This is a genomic window from Kitasatospora sp. NPDC098663 (assembly GCF_044760075.1).
Lineage (GTDB): Bacteria > Actinomycetota > Actinomycetes > Streptomycetales > Streptomycetaceae > Kitasatospora.
In genome coordinates, this window is sequence record NZ_JBIWAP010000047.1 from 1 (window position 1) to 19,052 (window position 19,052).

The following is a 19,052-nucleotide window of genomic DNA, read 5'->3' on the forward strand; positions in this document are numbered from 1 at the left end:
CGATCGGCTCGCTGGAGACGGGCAAGCGGGCCGACCTGGTCGTGCTCGACTCCGAGGGCTACGACCTGGTCGCCGTCATGCGCCGCGGCCGCTGGGTCCTCGGCGGCGAGCGCTTCGACGTGGTGAAGCCCGCCTGACGGCCCGCCGGAACGCCGACGGCCGCCCTTCCCCCACGGGGGAAGGGCGGCCGTCTCGCGTTCGGCTCAGCCGGTCGACCGGTCAGCCGGTCGCATTCGGTTCGAGGGTGATCTGGTCGATCAGGATCGAACCCGAGGGCACCGTGAAGGTGATGGTGTTCGCCCCGGCCTGGAGCTGCGGGAGTATCCAGGTGTTGAACCAGGAGGACGCCGGGTCCTTGCCGGACGCGTAGTTCTTGAAGAGCAGCCCGCTCGGCCAGTCCTTGCCGTTCACCGAGGCGGCGCCCTTCAGGTCCCCGCCGGTGTTGTTGTAGTGCACGTTCAGCTTGTAGGTGCCGGCCGCGGCGACCTCGCCGCTCCAGGTCACCGAGCCGCCCGGCTGGAGCGTCAGGTAGCTGCCGTCGGCGGACTTGGTGCCCTTGATGCTGTTGCCGGACGGCGCGTTCTGGGCCTGGAGCTGGCCCGCGTCCACGGTCAACGGGCCGGCCGGGGCGGTGGTGCTCGCCGAGGCCGAGGCGGTCGGGGACGAACTGCCGGTCGCCGGGGTGCTGGGGGGAGCCGCGGCGGTGGTCTGGGCGCCGCCCTTGGCGGTCTTGTCGCCGTCCGGGTCGCCCGTGGAGAGCGCGATCCCCGCGCCGATCGCTATGGCCGCGACCACCGCGACCGCGCCGATCACCGCGCCCTTGCTGCGGCCGCTGCTCGACCGGTCCTCCCCCGGCTGCGGCCGGGAGTGCTCGGCGTAACGGGTCTGCTGGGTGGGCGCGGTGCCGTACTCGGGCTGCTGTTGCTGCGGCGGGTACGGCTGCTGACCACCGGGGTAGCCCTGCTGCGGCCCCGCCTGCTGGCCGTACTGGGGCTGCTGCGGCCGCGGCTGGTAGGGCTGCTGCCCGTACTGGGCCCGGCCGACCTCCATCGGGCGGCTGTACGACGTCCGGGGCACGCCCTGCTGCGGCTCGGCCGGCTGCCCGGAGGCACCCTCCGCCGGGCGGTAGAGGTAGCCGAACGGGTCGTCGTCCTGCGGGGCACCGCCCTCGGGCGCTCCGTTGTTGCCGGCGGTCGTCACGGTGGTCAACTCCCCCATCCGGTTCGCGCCGCCGGGATGCGGGCCGCCGGCGCAGATCATGGACGCTGTCGTACCCGGGAACCCTACCTGTCCTTTGTGACAGCCGGAAAAGAGCCCTTGACAACCCGTGGGTAACCAGGACCGGCGGGCTCAGCCCGCCCGTCGATGCGAACGCTCGCCCCGCGCGCCGCGCACCGCGCCGCCCCGGGCCCGCTTCTCGTCGTACATCCGCTCGTCCGCGGTGTGCAGCACCTCCTCGATGCTCATCCCGCAGCCCGCCCAGCCGACGCCGAGGCTCACCCCCACCCGCATCGCCCGGCCGTCGATCCGCATCGGCGGGATGATCGCGCCCCGTAGCCGGTGGGCCAGGTCCTTGGCCTCCTCGCGGCCGATCCCGTCGGCCAGCACGACGAACTCGTCGCCGCCGAGCCGGGCCACCGTGTCGCCGTCCCGGACGGCCTGGCTCAGCCGCCGGGCGACCTCGACCAGCACCGCGTCGCCCGCGTTGTGGCCGAACCGGTCGTTGATCGACTTGAAGCCGTCCAGGTCGCAGAAGAGCACCGCGAGCCCCTTGTCCAGCGACGCCGCGACGCCGGAGCGGAACGGTGCGGACCACGCCTCGCCGCCCGGGCCCTGGTCGGCCGGGACCACCGCGTGCACGTGCTCCCCGTAGCCCGGGGCGAGACCGTACGGCGGGCCGCCCTCGGGCATCCCGTAGCCGTGCACCGGCCCGCCGTACGGGTCCGCGCCCTCCAGCCGGTCGTACGCGGCGTGCGCGCTGTAGGAGTCGGCCGGGTAGCCGTACGGCGCCGGATAGGCCGGCTCGCCCGACCCGGCGGGGGCCCCGACGGTCTGCGGCTCGGCGCAGAGCCGGCGGCCCAGCCGGGCCTTCAGTTCGGCGCCGTTCGGCAGGCCGGTGAGCGCGTCGTGGCTGGCCCGGTGGGCGAGCTGGAACTCGTGCCGCTTGCGGTCCTCGATGTCCTCGACGTGGGTGAGCAGGAAGCTCGGGCCCTCGGCCGCGTCCGCCACGATCGAGTTGCGCAGGCACACCCACTGGTAGCCGCCGTCCCGCCGGGACAGCCGCAGTTCCGCCCGGCCGCTCTCGGCGCTGGTGCGCTCCAGCAGCGCCCGGTCCTCCGGGTGCACGAGGTCGGCGAAGCTCTGCTGGCGCAGCACCGCGCGGGGGCGGCCGAGCAGGCGACAGAGCGCGTCGTTGACCCTGGTCAGCTGGCCGCGCCCGGCGCCGTGCAGTTCGGTGATGGCCATCCCGCTGGGCGCGTACTCGAAGGCCTGGCGGAAGCTCTCCTCACTGGCCCGCAGGGCCTGCTGCTCCTTCTCCAGGCGGGCCAGCGCGCGCTGCATCTCGGCCCGCAGCCGGGCGTTGCCGATCGCGATGGAGGCCTGCAACGAGAACATCTCCAGTGCCTCGCGGGTCCACGCCCCGGGCCGCTTGCCGCTGCGCGGGCGGTCCACCGAGAGGACGCCGAGCAGGTCGCCGCCGGCGCTGTACATCGGGGCGAGCAGCCCGTCGGCGGGGTGCCAGTCGTTGGCGTAGACGGGCAGCGGGCCGTCCCCGATCCAGCGCGGGATGTCGCTGGCGACGGCCCAGCCGCGGTCGTACGGCAGGAAGCGCAGGGTGCCCCAGTGGTCGCTGACGCCGAGCAGCCGGTCCCAGGACTCCCGGGAGCCGACCTGGCCGAGCAGGACGGAGGGGCCGCCCATGGTGCTCTCCTCCAGCTCCCAGACGGCCGCCACCACGAGGTCCCCGTCCGGGCGGACCAGGCTGACGGCGGCGGCGTCGAAGCCGAGCCCGTGCACCGCACCCTCGACGACGGCCTGCAGCGTGCCCGCCAGGCTGCGGGCAGCGTTGAGGTCCGCCACGACCCGGTGCAAGGTGCGGAGGGTCGCGAGACGGACGTACGGCTCCGACTCGGCTTCCATGCGGGGGCTCCCCGGCTGCTTCGGATAGTTCTTGATTGGTTATCGTCCGATTGCCAGAAGAACTGAATCACAGGGAGCACAGCGTTCGGCACGCTCGGTCAGCAATAGGCCATCACTTGTGACTTAAATCACACGACACTAATGCACCCTTAATCAGCTCATCCGCCCCATAGCGGGACATAAAGCGCTATCGGAATATTTCCCTTGGTCGACCGCATTGGCCTCGCGCTGAAGCCCGCTGCCGCCCGGCAGGCCCCTTGCTTCACTCCTGAGGGTGAGTCCCGGCCCCGGCCGCAACCCCGCCCCGTGCGCCGCTGGTCCTACGACCTCGGCCCGATGCCGATTCCGGCGGCCGCCGACTACCGTGCGGTACGTGTACTCGTCCCCGCAGCCCGAAGCTGCCTCCCACGCCACGCCCGACGAGTTCCGGGCGGCACTCTCCCAGCTCGCCTCCGGCGTGAGCCTGGTGACCGTCCACGACCCGGAGGACGGCGAGGACGTCGGCATGACCGCCACGTCCTTCCTGTCCGTGTCGCTGGAGCCGCCGCTGGTCCTGATCTCGGTCCGCGAGGACTCCCGGATGGACGAGGTGCTCTCCCGCACCGACACCTGGGCGGTCTCGCTGCTCACCGAGGGGCAGAAGGCGCTCGGCTCCCGCTTCGCCATGAAGGGCCGCCTCAGCGACCGGCTGCTGTTCGCGGACACCCCGCACCACCGCGGCCCGCGCTCCGGCGCCCCGCTGATCGACGGCGCGCTCGCCACCGTCGAGTGCCGCACCGAGCAGCGGATACCGGCGGGCGACCACACCCTGCTGCTCGGCCGCGTCCTGGAGGCCGCGGTACCCAGCCCGGCCGGCCGTCCGCTGCTCTACTTCCGCGGCGGCTACCGCGCCCTCGGCTGAACCGCCCCGGCTACTCGCCGCCCCGCGGTGACTGCCGACCCTGCTTCAGCTCGGAGCGGCGCCGCTTGTTGGACAGCCGGCGCTCGACCATCCCCCGGCTCGGCCTGGTCGCCCGGCGGGACTTCGGCGGCGGCGCGCACGCCTCGGTCAGCACCGCCGACAGCCGGGCCGCGGCCGCCTCCCGGTTGCGCCACTGCGAACGGAACTCCGAGGCCTGGATCACCAGCACCCGGCCGTCCACCAGCCGCCCGGCCAGCCGCTCCAGCGCGCGCTCGCGCCACACCTCGGGCAGCGCCTTGGACGCCGCCAGGTCGTAGCGCAGCTCGACCTTGCTGTCGGAGGTGTTGACGTGCTGGCCACCGGGGCCGGAGGAACGCGAGAAGCGCCAGACGAGCTCGGCGTCGGGGACGACCACCGACCCCCGTACGCGGATGGGCTCGGGCATGTGTCCATCATCCCGCGCCCGCACCACCCGGTCACCCGGTTATCCGCGACGGCCGGCGGCCCGGTTCCGCACCACCGCCCGCAGCCCGGACAATGGCGTACGTGATCGAGCTCGGCTACTCCCTCTCCAACCGCTTCCCCGACCCCCCGCAGACGGACTACCGCTCCGCCCCGGTGCGGTCCCTGCGGTACGACCTGTTCTGCGGCGACGTCTACCTGGACGCCGAGGGCGCCGAGCTGTCCACCGGCTGGGGGTGGGTGCCGGTGCTCGACTTCGCCTGGGCGCTGTGCGACATCGTCGAGGAGCTGGACCGCGACCCGGACGGCGGCCGGGCCGCCCGGGTGCAGACCGCGGACCTCGACTTCACCCAGAACACCGAGCTGCTGCGGTTCGCCCGCCGCTTCAACTGGGTCGAGATCACCGCGACCTGGCTGCCGGACGAGCCGCCCGCCGTGGTCCGCCACGGCGAGCTGCGGCGCGAGGCCCGGGACTTCCTCCAGGACACCCTCGCCGATCTCTTCGATATGCACCCCGAGCTGGCCGACAATCCGAACATCTGGTCGCTGCAGGGCCGGTTCCCCCGGATCTGACCAGGACATTGTCCGGCCTTTGCCAGCGGATTGACGTCCACGAAGAATTCACGGACTTCGCGGAACCAACCCACCGGAGTATTGCGTTGTCCCGGAAAAAGCGAACGAAGGGACTGCAATCGCCATGCCAGTGAGCCTCTCCAAGGGTGGAAACGTCTCGCTGACCAAGGAGGCCCCGGGCCTGTCCGCGGTCAGTGTCGGCCTGGGCTGGGACGTCCGGACCACGACCGGCACCGAATTCGACCTCGACGCCAGCGCGATCGTCCTGAACGCGGACGGCAAGGTGCTCTCCAACGGGCACTTCGTCTTCTTCAACAACACCAGCAGCCCGGACAACACCGTCGTGCACACCGGTGACAACCGCACCGGTGAGGGCGCCGGCGACGACGAGTCGATCAACGTCAACCTGGCCGGTCTGCCGGCCGAGGCCGTCAAGATCACCTTCCCCGTCACCATCTACGACGGGGTCGCCCGCGGCCAGAGCTTCGGCCAGGTCCGCAACGCGTACATCCGCGTGGTGAACGCCGCCGGCGGCGCCGAGATCGCCCGCTACGACCTCTCCGAGGACGCCGCCACCGAGACCGCCATGATCTTCGGCGAGCTCTACCGCAACGGCGGCGAGTGGAAGTTCCGCGCCGTCGGCCAGGGCTACGCCTCCGGCCTGGCGGGCATCGCCCAGGACTTCGGCGTCCAGCTCTGACGCCCCGCCGGGCCCCTCCCGGCCCGGCAGACCGCCGGAAACGAAGCGGCGCGGGACATCGGTCACCCGACGTCCCGCGCCGCTTTCGCGTACCCGGCCCGGACTCAGCGCGAGGCGCGCAGCTCCGGCAGCTGGATCAGCTCGGTCTCGTCCTCCGGGGTCAGGTCCACCACCGCGGGCGCGCCCGGCGCCGGCTCGGCCGCCGGCTGCGACGCCTGCGAGTCGGTCACGGCCTCCTGCACCTCACGAGCCTCCTGCGCCTCCTGCGCCTCGGCCTTCGCCTGCGCGGCCACCGCCTCGTCGCCCACCACGTCGGCCAGGTCCGTGCGCTCGCCCAGTTCGGCGACGCTGCCCACCGCCGGCGCCGGGGCCGCCGCCCGCACGGCCGCGCCCGCGCCACGGCCGAAGAAGCTGAAACCCGGCCCGCGCGCCGCTCCGGACTGCGCCGAGCGCGGCCGCTGCCGCTCCACCGGCGCGGGCGCCGGGACCGGAGCGGACGACGCCCCCCCGAGCTGCCCGACCGTGGCGGTCAGCGCCGGGCGCACCGGCGCGGGCCGCACCGGCGCCGGGGCCTGTGCCTGTGCCTGTGCCTGTGCCTGTGCCTGTGCCTGTGCCACCGGAGCCTGCCCCGGAGTGGGCACCGCGGGGGCCACCGGCGCCGGCACCGAGGGCGCCACCGCAGCGGGCGCGGGCGCCGGGGCCGCAGCAGCCGGCGCCGTACGCGCCCGCAGCGCGACCGCCGAGCCCGCCGCCCGCTCCCGCCGCGCCTCCTGCTCCGCCGCCCGCCGCTCCAGCACCCGCAGCACGGACGCGGCACGGACGAACGCGGCCGGGCTGGCCGGGTACTTCGGGCGGCTCGCGGCGAGCGCCCGCTGGGCCGCCTCGGCCTCCTTGAGCGCCTGCTCGGCCACCGTCACGGCCCGCTCCCGCAGCAGCCGGGCGATCTCGGTCTCGGCCTTCGCCAGCCGCGACTTCTCCGCCGTCAGCCGCCGCCCGAACCGGGTGGCCCGCTCCTCGGCGACCTCCGCCGCGTACTCGGCCTCCGCCAGCTGCTCCTCGAAGCGCTCCTCGGCCCGCAGCCGCTGCGCCGCGGCCATCTCGGCGGCCGCCCGGGCCGCCTTGTCCCGCTGCCGCAGCAGCAGCGCGAAGCCGAGCGTCGCGACCACCGCCGCGACACCCACCGAACGCACCAGGACGGCGTCCTGACTGAAGAGCAGAGCGGCCAGCGCGGCGACGAGCAGCACGCCGGCGGCGGTGGGGGGGAAGATCCGGCCGAGGACGGAGGAATGACGGTGGCGTCCGCGAGACATGCCAAGAAACTAGCGTGCGAATTGGGGCCGTGTCAGCCCAGGGTCCTCTTCCGCCCTTGACAGTGCGCAAGTTTTACCGCACGTACCCGGCGTTTCACTCAAGATCACGAAAAAAGACCTGTTCAGCGGGGCGAGGGTGCCGGGCCGCTCGGATCGTCGTGGTTCTCCGGCAGCTTGCACACGTGCTGCAGCCAGAGCGCCGCCGCGATCACCGCGGCCCCCGCCAGCACCGCGAGCCCGGCCGTGACGGCCTGGTCCTTGCGCGCCGACACGTCCAGCTCGCCCAGCAGGAAGATCCCCGCGCCCGCGTAGACGCCGGTGACCACCGCCGAGACCAGCGCGCTGGCCTGCCCCAGCACCACCGCCCGGGCCGCCAGCAGCGGGTCGACGCCCTTCGCGCCGGGCTGCCGCTCGCGCACCGCCTTCAGCCGGGACCGCAGCGAGAGGGCGGTCGCCAGCAGGACCACCGCCACCGCGGCCAGCACCACCGGCGCCGCGACCGGCACGGCCGGCAGCGTGTCCAGGGAGGCCCAGAGCTTGGCACCGGCCCAGGACAGCGCCGTGGTAGCAGCGGTGATGCCGACCAGCAGGCGGAGGCGAAGCAGCTTCACTCGGAGGAGGTCCTTCCCGGGGTTACCAGAGCCGGCCGCCGCCCGGTGGCCCGGCACGGCGGCGCCAGGCCACCGTACCGGGCCCGACCGGGCGGGCACCCGCGCGAACGGCGGACACCTACTCGTACGGCCGGGCCCCCCGGTCGAGTTCCCCGGCCGCCCTCACCGGGCCGCCGGGCCGGGGCCGGTCACTCCGGCAGCGTCAGCCGGATGTCGTCCCGCCGGCGGACGCCCTGCGCGCCCGGGCCGCCGAGCGCGTCCAGCAGTTCGCCGACCTGCCCGTGCCCGGGCACCTCGGCCTCCGGCTGGGCGTCCAGCCAGGGGGCGAGCACGAAGGCCCGCTCGTGCGAGCGCGGGTGCGGCAGCAGCAGCTGCGGGTCGTCGCTGAGCACGCCCTCGTAGGCCAGGATGTCGACGTCCAGGGTCCGCGGACCCCAGTGCACCGTCCGGACCCGCCCGAAGGCGTCCTCGATGGCGTTGCCGCGCTCCAGCAGGTCGCGCGGCGGCAGCGAGGTGCGCAGCACGACGACCGCGTTGTAGTAGTTGGGCTGCTCGCCCGGGCCGCCGACGGCCTCGGTCTCGTAGACCGCGGAGACGGCCTTGATCTTGAGCCCGGGGGTGTCGGCGAGCGCGTCGACGGCGCCCTGGAGGGTGTCCAGGCGGTTGCCCAGGTTGCTGCCGAGTGCGATCACCGCGCAGCGCTGGCTGTGCAGTGTGGTGTCGGCGGAGTCCACCCGGCTCTCCAGGTCGAACGTGGTCGGCGAGGCGGTCGGGTCGCTGGTGCTCATCGAGATCCCTCTGCAACTGGAACGGGGCGCACGGCGGCGGTCATGCGCGGCCCCGGTGAATGGTCACGGTCACGTCGTCGAACGGCACGGTGATCGGGGCGTCGGGCTTGTGCACGGTCACCTCGACCTCCTCGACCGCTTCGTGCTTCAGGCACTGGTCGGCGATGCGCTGGGCCAGGGTCTCGATCAGGTCGACCGGCTCCCCCGCGATGATCGCGGTGACCTCCTCGGCCACGAGGCCGTAGTGCGCCGTGCGGGTGAGGTCGTCGCCGGACGCGGCGGGGCGGGTGTCCAGGTACAGCACGAGGTCGACCACGAAGGTCTGGCCCTCGATGCGCTCGCGCTCGAAGACGCCGTGGTTGCCCCGGGCGCGCAGCCCCCGCAGGGTGACGCGGTCCAGCAAACGAATCACTGCTCCCAGTCGGACGGGCCCCACCCGGAGAATGGCATGGACGAGCGGGGCGAAGGCGGGCAGCACACCCGCCACTCCGTTTCGAATCTACCCGCGGGCGCTGACAACGTCTGACCGTCCTACCCGGCACGAACCGTCGCCACGCGCACCGGAATGGCGATTGACGTGAACGTTCGGTGACCACTCGGGAATTCCCGGGCGACCTCCAGGCCGCGTTTTCCGAAGGCCGCCCGAATCAGTCCTCGTCCTCGTCGTCACCGCTGGTCAGAACGGGTGAACCGTGGTGCGACCAGAGCTTCCACCCGCCCGGGGTACGGCGGAACAGATTCGTCGACACGACCTTTCCGCCGACCAGCGGACCGAGTTCCCCCTCCTCCTCCGCCTCGCCGCCGGAGAGGATGTTCTCGGTGCACGTGACAAGGGCCACATCTCCGTGGACCTCGGCCTCGACATCGGTCAGGAAGAACTGGATGTACTCCGTGTTCATCATGATCAGCATGTACGAGCGGGTCACCTGCGCCCGCCCGCGCAGCACCGGCCAGCCCGGGTGCACGCACACCACGCCGCCCTTGTCGTCCGCGTCCGCGGCGCCCAGCCAGGCGTCCTCGACCGCCTCCAGGTCCCCCTCCTCCAGCGCCTGGTAGAGCGCCTGGTTCGCCGCGAGCACCGCCTCCAGGTCCGCCTCGCGGGCCTGGCCGGCCGTTCCGCCGCTCAGCCTGCCGTCACCTGTCACAGACCCTCCCTCACCCCTTGCCGGGCCGCGTGCTGCCAGGCCGCGACCACTCGGACGGCATCCGCCGTGCCGGACACGTCGTGCACCCGCACCGCCCAGGCGCCGGCCTGGGCCGACAGCACCGACACCGCGGCGGTCGCGTCGTCGCGCTCCCGGGCCGGGCGCAGCGCCCCGGTTTGCGGGTCGGCCAGCAGCGTACCCAGGAACCGCTTGCGCGATGCGGCGACGAGGACGGGACGGCCGAGCGCGGTGAGCGCGTCCAGCCGGCCGAGCAGCGCCCAGTTGTGCTCGGGGGTCTTGGCGAAGCCGAGGCCCGGGTCGAGGATCAGCTGGTCCTCCTTGACCCCGGCCGCCAGCAGCGCGTCCACCCGGACGGCCAGCTCGGCGACGACGTCCGTCACCACGTCCCGGTAGACCGCCAGCCGCTCCATGTCCGCGGACTGGCCGCGCCAGTGCATCACCACGAACGGCGCGCCGGTGTCGGCGACCACCCGGGCCATCGCCGGGTCAGCGAGCCCGCCGGAGACGTCGTTGACGAGCGCGGCACCGGCCGCCACGGCCTGCTCGGCGACGGAGGCCCGCATGGTGTCGACCGACACCACGACCCCGGCGGCGACGAGCTCGCGCACCACCGGCAGCACCCGGCGCAGCTCCTCCTCCTCGGGCACCCGCTGCGAGCCGGGCCTGGTGGACTCGCCCCCGACGTCCACCAGGTCCGCGCCGCGGGCGCGCAGGGCGAGCCCGTGCGCGATCGCCTTGGCGGGGTCGTGCCAGAGGCCGCCGTCCGAGAAGGAGTCGGGCGTGACGTTGACCACACCCATCACGGCGCAGCGGTCGAGCCGCGGCAGTCCGGCCGGCAGCGAGAAGGACGGGGAGTTGCTCATGCGCCCATTATCGAACGGGGCCCCCGCCGAGGATTCTCGGCGGGGGCCCCGTTGGCCGCGGCGGTGCCTCAGGCTGCCTCGGTGACGTCGCGGGCGCCCGGGGTGGGCATCAGGCCCTCCCGCTGGCGCCGCCGGCCGAAGCGCGGCATGCCGAGGGTGATGAAGGCCTCGGCCTGCATCGCGGCGAAGCCGATCCGCGGCAGGTCCCGGGTGTTCGGGAAGACCAGGAAGCGCGGTTCCCACTCGGGCTGGAACTTGGCGTTGAACTTGTACAGCGACTCGATCTGGAACCAGCGCGAGAGGAACACCAGCAGTCCGCGCCAGGCCCGCAGCACCGGGCCGGCACCGATCCGCTCGCCGCGGGCCAGCGCCGAGCGGAACATCGCGAAGTTGAGCGACACCCGGCGCACGCCCATCGCGGACACGGCCTGGAGGGCGGCGACGATCAGCAGCTCGTTCAGGCCCGGGTCGGCCGCGCGGTCGCGGCGCATCAGCTCCAGCGAGATGCCGTCCGGCCCCCAGGGCACGAAGTGCAGCACGGCCTTCAGGTCGTCGCCGCTCTCGCCCTCCTCCGGGGCCTTGTGGGCGGTGACCACCACGCAGTCGTCGTCCAGCGGGTCGCCGAAGCGCCCGAGGGCCATCGAGAAGCCGCGCTCGGTGTCGGTGCCGCGCCAGCGGGCGGCGGCGTCGGCGATCCGGTGCTTCTCCTCCAGGCTGAGGTCGCGGACCCGGCGCACCTGGCAGGAGTAGCCGTTGCGCTCGATCCGCTTGACCATCTGGCGGACGTTGCGCATGGCCCGGCCGGCGAGCGAGAAGGTGGCGGTGTCGACGATCGCCTCGTCGCCCAGCTCCAGCGCGTCCAGGTCCGCCTCGCGGGTCCAGACCTCGCCGCCGACCTCGCTGCAGCCCATCACGGCCGGCACCCAGGCGTGCTCGCGGGCCTCGGCCATGAACACCTTGATCGCGCCGGGCCAGGCCTCGACGTCGCCGACCGGGTCGCCGGAGGCCAGCATCACGCCGGAGACCACCCGGTAGGAGATCGCGGCCTTGCCGGTGGGCGAGAACAGCACGCTCTTGTCGCGGCGCAGCGCGAAGTAGCCGAGCGAGTCGCGCTCGCCGTGGCGGGTGAGCAGCTCGCGGACCTTCTCCTCGTCCTCCGGGGTCAGCTCCGGCTTGGGCTTGCCGGGGCGCAGCGCCAGGTAGGCAGTGGTGAAGGCGGTCAGCAGGCCCAGCCCGCCGAGCAGGTAGGCGACCAGGTCGGACATCCGGACGTTGTTGTACCGGATCGGCCCCTCGAAGCCGAACAGCCCGTACACGACGTGCTGGAGGCGCTCGGGCAGGGCCGGGTAGCCGATCTCGTACTTGGTCCGGGTGCTCACGATCAGCAGGCCGAGCAGCACGCTGACGGCGCCCATCACGATCAGGTTGACCAGCGCCCGCCAGCGGGTGCGCGGGTCGGCCTTGGCGTAGAACTCGCGCTGGTGCACCAGCATCACCACGAAGACCGCCAGCGAGACCACCGCCGGGCCGATCTGGTGCCAGCGCACGATGTGCAGCGCGGCGCCGACCGGCAGCAGCACGCACACCGCCCGCCAGGCCCGCCGCTTGCGCCGGCGCAGCGCGTGCGCGAGCAGCACCAGCAGCAGGCCGACCATCATCGTCCCGACCGCGGCCAGCGAGGTGGTGCCGCCGGGCAGCTGCCCGGTGAAGGTGTGCATCTTGGAGTGCCGGAGCTTGGGGAACACCGCGCTGGCGATGTCGACCAGGCCGATCAGCAGACAGGCGTACCCGACCGCGCGGGGCAGCCAGGCCCTCGGAACGGCCGCCGCCTGGGTGCGAAGCGTCTGCAGGCCGCGTCGGCGACGCGGCTGCTCGGGGCTCGGCTCAACGGACACGGGAACGCTCATGGAAGCTCAGCGTAGAGGCTGCGGGAAGCCGTCCGGTCACTCCGGGGGAGCACGTGTGATGGACCTTCAATGCCTTTTCCTTCATCAGGCAATGCGCATACCAAGGACCCGGAAACGGTCGGTAAACCGGTGCCGTGGGCGCGCTGCGGTGGAGCCGGGGACGGAGCCGAGGGCCTGCCGCCGCGTGGCGCGGCAGGGTCCTCCGGTAGGCCGTACGTACGGTGGACGCCGCATTCTAGGGCGCCGGTTGCCTGCGGTTCCCCCCGCCCTCCCAGCTCGCCCGGGCATCCGGACAGCCTAGCCGCGGTGGCCGGAGCTGACGGACCGCCAGATGATGAGGCGTGCACCGACAGTGTCCCACCGGAAGGCCGACGGCATGGAACTGACCAGCGAAGCGCTGGTGAACTCGCTGCTCGCACTCGGCGCTGCGGCTCTCGTCACCACCCTGTGGCTCTGGCCGCGACTGGCGCGCCAGCGCCCGCTGCCCGTCCTGGGCCGGATCGGCCTGCTGACCGTCACTCAAGTCGCGGTCGTGGCCGTGCTGGCGCTGGCGGTGAACAACTCCTTCGGGTTCTACACCTCGTGGGACGACCTACTCAGCCCCGGCAGCGCCAAGCTCGCGCTGACCAGCAACGAGAACCACGAGGGCGGCGCCCCGGCCTCGGACACGCAGCTCCAGCCGACCGACGAGGGCGGTCTGGAGACCGTCACCGACCTGCCCAAGGGCACGCCCGAGGAGGTCGGCAAGGTCGAGTCGGTCCGGGTCACCGGCAAGGAGACCGGGCTGTCCGACCAGCTGTTCGTCTACCTGCCGCCCGAGTACTTCGACCCGAAGTTCGCCCTGGTCCGCTTCCCCGTCCTGGTCGCCATCTCCGGCTTCCCCGGCACCTCGCTCAACCTGATCAAGGAGCTGCCGCTCCTGCGCACCGCGGCCGACCTGCAGAAGTCCGGCAAGATGCCGCCGACCGTCGTGGTCATGACCCGCCCGACCGTCGCCCCGCCGCGCGACACCGAGTGCGTGGACGTCCCCGGCGGCCCGCGCGCCGAGACCTGGTTCACCAAGGACCTGCCGGAGGCGCTCCGGACCAGCTACCGGACCGGCCGCTCGGCCGCCTCCTGGTCCGTCTTCGGCTACTCCACCGGGGGCAGCTGCGCGCTGCGGCTGGCGATGCGCTTCCCGAACGTCTACGGCATCGGGGTGGGCCTGCACGGCGAGTACAAGGTCAAGGCGGACCAGTTCACCGGCGGTGACCTGTTCGCCGGCGACGCCGCCCTGGCCCAGCAGAGCGACCTCGACTGGCGGCTGGCGAACCTCCCGGCCCCCGCCCTGTCGCTGCTGGTGGTCTCCTCCCGCAAGGAGGGCGACTTCGCGCAGACCCTCCAGTTCGTCGACCACGCCCAGCAGGTCGCCGCGGCCAACCCGCAGTTCAAGATCGACTCGCTCTACCTGGACGACGGCGGCCACAACTTCGACAGCTGGACCCGTGAGCTGCCGTCCTCGCTGGAGTGGATCGGCGAGCGGCTCGGCTGACGCGGACAGGCGACGTGGCCGGGCGACGTGGCCGGGCGACGGCCGACCGGTCCGAGCGGACCGGCCGGCCGTTGCGCTATCGGCCGATGATGAGGCTCATCGCCTCGGCCCGGGTGGCCGGGTCGCGCAGCTGGCCGCGGACGCACGAGGTGATGGTCTTGGCGCCGGGCTTGCGGATGCCGCGCATCGACATGCACATGTGCTCGCACTCGACCACGACGATCGCCCCGCGCGGCTCCAGGATCCGCATCAGCGCGTCGGCCACCTGGCTGGTCAGCCGCTCCTGCACCTGGGGGCGGCGGGCGTAGACGTCGACCAGCCGGGCCAGCTTGGACAGGCCGGTGATCTTGCCGCTGGCGGACGGGATGTACCCGACGTGCGCCACGCCGCGGAACGGCACCAGATGGTGCTCGCAGACGGACGTCAGCTCGATGTCCTTCACGAGCACCATCTCGTCGTGCCCGAGGTCGAAGGTGGTGGTGAGGACGTCCTCGGGCTCCTGCCAGAGGCCCGCGAATATCTCCTTGTAGGCGCGCGCGACCCGGGCCGGGGTCTCCAGCAGCCCCTCGCGGTCCGGATCCTCACCCACCGCGAGCAACAACTCGCGGATGGCGTTCTCGGCCCGCTTCTGGTCGAAGGTCCCGACGGTGGGTGGACCGTCGAGCGTCACCGGGTCGATCATGCGGGCCTCGCTTACTTGGGACGACTTTGCTGTACAGCACGGATGCCGCGTCTCCAGGGTACAAACCCCGGTGACGCGGCATCCATTCCGTACGGTGCGCGGGATCAGCCCTCGGCGGGCGGCTCCGCGGTCGGCAGCGGCGGGAGCTTCACGATGTCCACCGGGGCGGTGTCGATCGCGGCGGCGCCGTTGGTGAGCGCCAGCTCCTTCGGGGACTGCACCGGGGGCCGGGTGGACGGCGTGCGACGGGACGAGCCCGTCCAGGCCGGCCGGGCCGGGCGCTTCACGATCGTGGCGAAGATCTCCGCGATCTGCTCCTTGTTCAGGGTCTCCTTCTCCAGGAGCTCCAGAACCAGGTTGTCGAGCACGTCGCGGTTCTCGACCAGGATCTCCCAGGCCTCGTTGTGCGCGTTCTCGATGAGCTTCTTGACCTCTTCGTCCACCAGCCCGGCGACCTCTTCCGAGTAGTCGCGCTGGTGGCCCATCTCACGGCCCAGGAACGGCTCCGCGTTGTCCGAGCCGAACTTGATGGCGCCGAGCCGCTCGGTCATGCCGTACTGGGTCACCATGGCCCGGGCGGTGGCGGTGGCCTTCTCGATGTCGTTCGACGCCCCGGTGGTCGGGTCGTGGAAGACCAGCTCCTCCGCCGCGCGCCCGCCCAGCATGTAGGCCAGCTGGTCGAGCATCTCGTTGCGGGTGGTGGAGTACTTGTCCTCGTCCGGCAGCACCATGGTGTAGCCGAGGGCCCGGCCGCGCGAGAGGATCGTGATCTTGTGCACCGGGTCGCTGTTGGGGCACGCCGCCGCCACCAGGGCGTGGCCGCCCTCGTGGTACGCGGTGATCTTCTTCTCCCGCTCGGACATGATCCGGGTGCGCTTCTGCGGACCGGCCACGACGCGGTCGATCGCCTCGTCCAGGATGCCGTTGTCGATCAGCTTCTTGTCCGAACGGGCCGTCAGCAGAGCGGCCTCGTTGAGGACGTTCGACAGGTCCGCGCCGGTGAAGCCGGGGGTGCGCTTGGCGACGGCCGAGAGGTCGACGTCGGGCGCGATCGGCTTGCCCTTCTGGTGCACCTTGAGGATGTCCAGCCGGCCCTGGAGGTCGGGGCGCTCGACCGCGATCTGGCGGTCGAAGCGGCCCGGGCGCAGCAGCGCCGGGTCCAGGATGTCGGGGCGGTTGGTGGCCGCGATCAGGATCACGCCACCCTTGACGTCGAAGCCGTCCATCTCGACCAGCAGCTGGTTGAGGGTCTGCTCGCGCTCGTCGTGACCGCCGCCCAGGCCCGCACCGCGGTGCCGGCCGACGGCGTCGATCTCGTCGACGAAGACGATCGCCGGGGCGTTCGCCTTGGCCTGCTCGAAGAGGTCGCGGACGCGGCTGGCGCCGACACCCACGAACATCTCGACGAAGTCCGAGCCGGAGATGGAGTAGAACGGCACCCCGGCCTCGCCCGCGACGGCACGCGCCAGCAGGGTCTTGCCGGTACCGGGCGGGCCGTAGAGCAGCACACCCTTGGGGATCTTGGCGCCGACGGCCTGGAACTTGGCCGGCTCCTGGAGGAACTCCTTGATCTCGTGGAGCTCCTCGACCGCCTCGTCGGCACCCGCGACGTCCGCGAAGGTCGTCTTCGGGGTGTCCTTGGTGAGCAGCTTGGCCTTGGACTTGCCGAACTGCATGACCCGGGAGCCGCCGCCCTGCATCTGATTCATCAGGAACAGGAAGACCAGGACGATGATGACGATCGGGAGCATCGACAGCAGCAGGCTGACGAAGGTGCTCTGCTTCTCGGGGCTGATGGTGTAGCCCTCGGCGAGCGTGCTCTGGTCGTTGTCGTTGATCTGGGCCTGGAGCTTGTCGGCGATCGCAACACCCTGGTCGCCGATGTACGAGGCCTGGAACTTGCTGCCGGACGGCGTCTTGCCGGTACCGGCGTTGGACAGCGTGGCGCCGTCCTTCAGCTGGATCTTGATCGTGTTCGAGTCACCAGTGGTGATCTGCGCCGACTTGACCTGCTTCGCGTCGATCGCCGCGACGACCTGACCGGTGTCCACCGTCTTGTAGCCGTTCGAATCCGAAACGACCTGCATCAAGACGATGACGGCGAGGACGGCCAGCACGATCCACATGATCGGCGCACGGAAGTATCGCTTGACGTCCATCCATGCGGGGCGTTGCCGCCCCGTCCCTCCTGCCACTCAGCGGCGCCGCGGGCTGGGTGCCGCCGGCGCATCCTGGTCGGTGCTCATGTGAAGAGCGGTTTTAATGGACCGTACCGCAGTCGCACCCGCCCTTGGCGGGAGCACAGCGACACGGCCGTCGTTCTTGGTCCCCCCGGTCCAACGGGCGGGAACCGGCTCCTGTTCCCACCCGTAGCCCGAACGGAGCCCTCAGCCCCCGTAGACGTGCGGGGCGAGCGTCCCGATGAAGGGCAGGTTACGCAGCTTCTCCGCGTAGTCCAGGCCGTAGCCGACCACGAACTCGTTCGGAATGTCGAAACCGACGTACTTCACGTCGATCTCGACCTTAGCCGCGTCCGGCTTGCGCAGCAGGGCGCAGACCTCCAGCGAGGCCGGGCCGCGCGAGCTCAGGTTGCCCAGCAGCCAGGACAGGGTCAGACCGGAGTCGATGATGTCCTCGACGATCAGGACGTCCCGGCCGGCGATGTCGGTGTCCAGGTCCTTCAGGATGCGGACCACGCCGGAGGACTTGGTGCCCATGCCGTAGGACGACACCGCCATCCAGTCCATGGTGACCTGCGAGTGCAGGGCCCGGGCGAGGTCGGCCATGACCATCACAGCCCCCTTGAGGACGCCGACGATCAGCAGGTCCTTGCCTGCGTAGTCCCGGTCGATGCGCTCGGCCAGCTCCAGGAGCTTGGCGTCGATCTCGTCCTTGCTGATGAGCACCTTCGCGAGGTCAGCGCCCATGTCGTTCTGGTCCACCGGGGATACGTCCTCAAACGTTCGGGGTCTGTGTGGCCGGCGGCCGACTACCCCGGGACATGCCCGCCCGTCAGTCGCCCTGCCGCCGAAAGACCAGCGTGCCACACCTGCGGGTGGCCTCGACGCCCCCGGGTAGGTGCAGCGGCCCCTGGCCGCGCCATCCGGTGACCAGCAGGTCGATCGTCTCCAGGTGCCGCGCGAACAGGTCCCCGGCCGGGCAGCCCGCCCGCAGCGCGGCCCGGCGCAGCACCCGGCGGCGGACGGCGGGCGGGAGCTCGGCGAGTTTCACCGCGTCCAGGGTGCCCTCACCCGTCCGGAGGTCGCGTTCGGCGAGCGAGGCCCACTGGTCGAGGGCGTCCGCGTCGTCGCGGAACAGCCGGGCTGTGCGGGCCAGCGCCTCGACCACCCCGCCGCCCAGGTGCTTCTCCAGCACCGGCAGCACCTCGTGCCGGACCCGGGAGCGGGTGTAGGCGGGATCACAGTTGTGCGGGTCGTCCCAGACCGGGATCGCCTGGGCGGAGCAGGCCTGCCGGGTGGCCGCCCGGTCCAGCTCCAGCAGCGGGCGGCGGTAGCGGCCCTTCTGCGCCGGCATCCCGGCCAGCGAGCGGGAGCCCGAACCGCGCGCCAGGCCCAGCAGCACCGTCTCGGCCTGGTCGTCCCGGGTGTGGCCGAGCAGCACCGCGACCGCGCCGAGCCGCTCGGCGGCCGCGTCCAGGGCCGCGTAGCGGGCGTCCCGGGCGGCGGCCTCGGGGCCGCCGGACCGGCCGACGCGCACCGGGATCGCCTCGACCGGGTCCAGGCCGAGCGAGCGCAGCCGTTCGGCCACCTGGGCGGCCCGGTCGGCGGAGCCGGGCTGCAGGCCGTGGTCCACGGTGACGGCGCCGACCCGCAGGCCGATCTTGGGGGCTTCGAAGGCGGCGGCGATGGCCAGCGCCATCGAGTCGGCGCCGCCGCTGACGGCGACCAGCACCAGCGGGGAGCCGGGGGCGGCCGGGGTCCGGGGCAGTCCGGACGGGTGCCGGGCGGCGTTGCCGATCAGGGTGGTGCCGACGGCGGCGCCCACCAGGGGCGCCCCGGCCGGGCGCTCGCGGGGCTCGCGCACGGGCGCGGTGAAGGTGGTACCGGCCTCGGCGGCGAGGTCGGTGAGCGTGCGGCGGACGGCCAGGCGTATCGCTGCGACTGCGGGGTGTGGACCCACGGCGGACGACTCCTCGACGGAGGGGACAGGACGGCGGCTCGCGCGGCCGGGCCGCGCGGCTTCATGAGCGCCCTGTTACCGGGCGCTCACAGATGGTGGCAGAAAGGAGCACCCCGCTACGCCACCCGCGCCACCGGTACGACCACCGTCCCACGTTCGGGTGAATGGAGAAACGTATCTTCACCCTCCCCCTGCCCGATTGGACCACTCGTACGAGCGGGTTTGACCACCACCGACCACCGCACGGCACTTGGGGTCCGAGCCCCGTCCGCGCCCG

Annotated in this window: 18 protein-coding genes; 4 read left to right on the forward strand and 14 right to left on the reverse strand. The window is 72.5% G+C overall.

Annotation, left to right across the window (positions count from 1 at the left end; all coding sequences use genetic code 11):
- Window positions 1-219: 219 nt before the first annotated feature.
- Both ACIQVZ_RS34860 and ACIQVZ_RS34865 read right to left on the reverse strand, forming a co-directional pair.
- Window positions 220-1,260, reverse strand: a complete 1,041-nt coding sequence (locus tag ACIQVZ_RS34860; RefSeq protein WP_402455690.1) for a hypothetical protein — start codon at window positions 1,258-1,260, stop codon at window positions 220-222.
- Between the two features lie 90 nt (window positions 1,261-1,350).
- Window positions 1,351-3,141, reverse strand: coding sequence for a diguanylate cyclase domain-containing protein (locus ACIQVZ_RS34865; RefSeq protein ID WP_350885222.1), 1,791 nt, complete (start codon window positions 3,139-3,141; stop codon window positions 1,351-1,353).
- Between the two features lie 364 nt (window positions 3,142-3,505).
- Here ACIQVZ_RS34865 and ACIQVZ_RS34870 point away from each other — a divergent pair, with 364 nt between their 5' ends.
- Window positions 3,506-4,042 (forward strand): flavin reductase family protein, encoded by a 537-nt coding sequence (locus tag ACIQVZ_RS34870; RefSeq protein WP_380341611.1) that lies wholly within the window; start codon window positions 3,506-3,508, stop codon window positions 4,040-4,042.
- A gap of 10 nt (window positions 4,043-4,052) precedes the next feature.
- On the opposite strand, the gene arfB is transcribed toward ACIQVZ_RS34870, so the two are convergent.
- Complete coding sequence (gene arfB, locus ACIQVZ_RS34875) at window positions 4,053-4,487, reverse strand: alternative ribosome rescue aminoacyl-tRNA hydrolase ArfB (RefSeq protein WP_063348241.1); 435 nt, start codon at window positions 4,485-4,487, stop codon at window positions 4,053-4,055.
- Between the two features lie 92 nt (window positions 4,488-4,579).
- Here arfB and ACIQVZ_RS34880 point away from each other — a divergent pair, with 92 nt between their 5' ends.
- Together ACIQVZ_RS34880 and ACIQVZ_RS34885 are read left to right on the forward strand one after the other, a co-directional pair.
- Complete coding sequence (locus ACIQVZ_RS34880) at window positions 4,580-5,077, forward strand: hypothetical protein (protein WP_380380883.1); 498 nt, start codon at window positions 4,580-4,582, stop codon at window positions 5,075-5,077.
- Between the two features lie 124 nt (window positions 5,078-5,201).
- Complete coding sequence (locus ACIQVZ_RS34885) at window positions 5,202-5,777, forward strand: TerD family protein (protein ID WP_350885215.1); 576 nt, start codon at window positions 5,202-5,204, stop codon at window positions 5,775-5,777.
- Window positions 5,778-5,881: 104 nt separating this feature from the next.
- Here the strand turns inward: ACIQVZ_RS34885 and ACIQVZ_RS34890 are convergent, their stop codons facing one another.
- From ACIQVZ_RS34890 to ACIQVZ_RS34920, 7 genes are all read right to left on the reverse strand, one after another.
- Window positions 5,882-7,087: a hypothetical protein gene (locus ACIQVZ_RS34890; protein WP_402455692.1), complete on the reverse strand. Its 1,206-nt coding sequence runs from the start codon at window positions 7,085-7,087 to the stop codon at window positions 5,882-5,884.
- A 122-nt stretch (window positions 7,088-7,209) separates the two neighbouring features.
- The gene (locus ACIQVZ_RS34895) at window positions 7,210-7,698 is read right to left on the reverse strand and encodes a DUF3180 domain-containing protein (RefSeq protein ID WP_063348244.1); all 489 of its coding nucleotides are present in this window, start codon (window positions 7,696-7,698) and stop codon (window positions 7,210-7,212) included.
- A 188-nt stretch (window positions 7,699-7,886) separates the two neighbouring features.
- Window positions 7,887-8,486, reverse strand: coding sequence for a 2-amino-4-hydroxy-6-hydroxymethyldihydropteridine diphosphokinase (folK, locus tag ACIQVZ_RS34900; RefSeq protein WP_350885211.1), 600 nt, complete (start codon window positions 8,484-8,486; stop codon window positions 7,887-7,889).
- Window positions 8,487-8,526: 40 nt separating this feature from the next.
- The gene (folB, locus tag ACIQVZ_RS34905; protein WP_063351209.1) at window positions 8,527-8,886 is read right to left on the reverse strand and encodes a dihydroneopterin aldolase; all 360 of its coding nucleotides are present in this window, start codon (window positions 8,884-8,886) and stop codon (window positions 8,527-8,529) included.
- A 247-nt stretch (window positions 8,887-9,133) separates the two neighbouring features.
- On the reverse strand, window positions 9,134-9,631 hold the full coding sequence (locus ACIQVZ_RS34910; protein ID WP_063348246.1) for a nuclear transport factor 2 family protein: 498 nt from the start codon (window positions 9,629-9,631) through the stop codon (window positions 9,134-9,136).
- Window positions 9,628-10,515: a dihydropteroate synthase gene (gene folP / locus ACIQVZ_RS34915; protein ID WP_350885208.1), complete on the reverse strand. Its 888-nt coding sequence runs from the start codon at window positions 10,513-10,515 to the stop codon at window positions 9,628-9,630. Before folP ends, ACIQVZ_RS34910 begins: the two co-directional genes overlap by 4 nt.
- A gap of 68 nt (window positions 10,516-10,583) precedes the next feature.
- Window positions 10,584-12,422, reverse strand: a complete 1,839-nt coding sequence (locus ACIQVZ_RS34920; protein WP_350885206.1) for a phosphatidylglycerol lysyltransferase domain-containing protein — start codon at window positions 12,420-12,422, stop codon at window positions 10,584-10,586.
- A 376-nt stretch (window positions 12,423-12,798) separates the two neighbouring features.
- Between ACIQVZ_RS34920 and ACIQVZ_RS34925 the strand changes: the two genes are divergently transcribed.
- Window positions 12,799-13,953: an alpha/beta hydrolase-fold protein gene (locus ACIQVZ_RS34925; protein WP_350885204.1), complete on the forward strand. Its 1,155-nt coding sequence runs from the start codon at window positions 12,799-12,801 to the stop codon at window positions 13,951-13,953.
- A gap of 76 nt (window positions 13,954-14,029) precedes the next feature.
- On the opposite strand, the gene folE is transcribed toward ACIQVZ_RS34925, so the two are convergent.
- The 4 genes from folE to tilS all read right to left on the reverse strand — a co-directional run bounded on the left by folE (window position 14,030) and on the right by tilS (window position 18,775).
- Window positions 14,030-14,635, reverse strand: a complete 606-nt coding sequence (gene folE / locus ACIQVZ_RS34930) for a GTP cyclohydrolase I FolE (protein WP_063348250.1) — start codon at window positions 14,633-14,635, stop codon at window positions 14,030-14,032.
- Between the two features lie 104 nt (window positions 14,636-14,739).
- Complete coding sequence (ftsH, locus tag ACIQVZ_RS34935; RefSeq protein WP_350885202.1) at window positions 14,740-16,794, reverse strand: ATP-dependent zinc metalloprotease FtsH; 2,055 nt, start codon at window positions 16,792-16,794, stop codon at window positions 14,740-14,742.
- Between the two features lie 228 nt (window positions 16,795-17,022).
- On the reverse strand, window positions 17,023-17,577 hold the full coding sequence (gene hpt / locus ACIQVZ_RS34940; protein ID WP_063348252.1) for a hypoxanthine phosphoribosyltransferase: 555 nt from the start codon (window positions 17,575-17,577) through the stop codon (window positions 17,023-17,025).
- Window positions 17,578-17,647: 70 nt separating this feature from the next.
- On the reverse strand, window positions 17,648-18,775 hold the full coding sequence (tilS, locus tag ACIQVZ_RS34945) for a tRNA lysidine(34) synthetase TilS (protein ID WP_350885199.1): 1,128 nt from the start codon (window positions 18,773-18,775) through the stop codon (window positions 17,648-17,650).
- Between the last annotated feature and the right edge of the window lie 277 nt (window positions 18,776-19,052).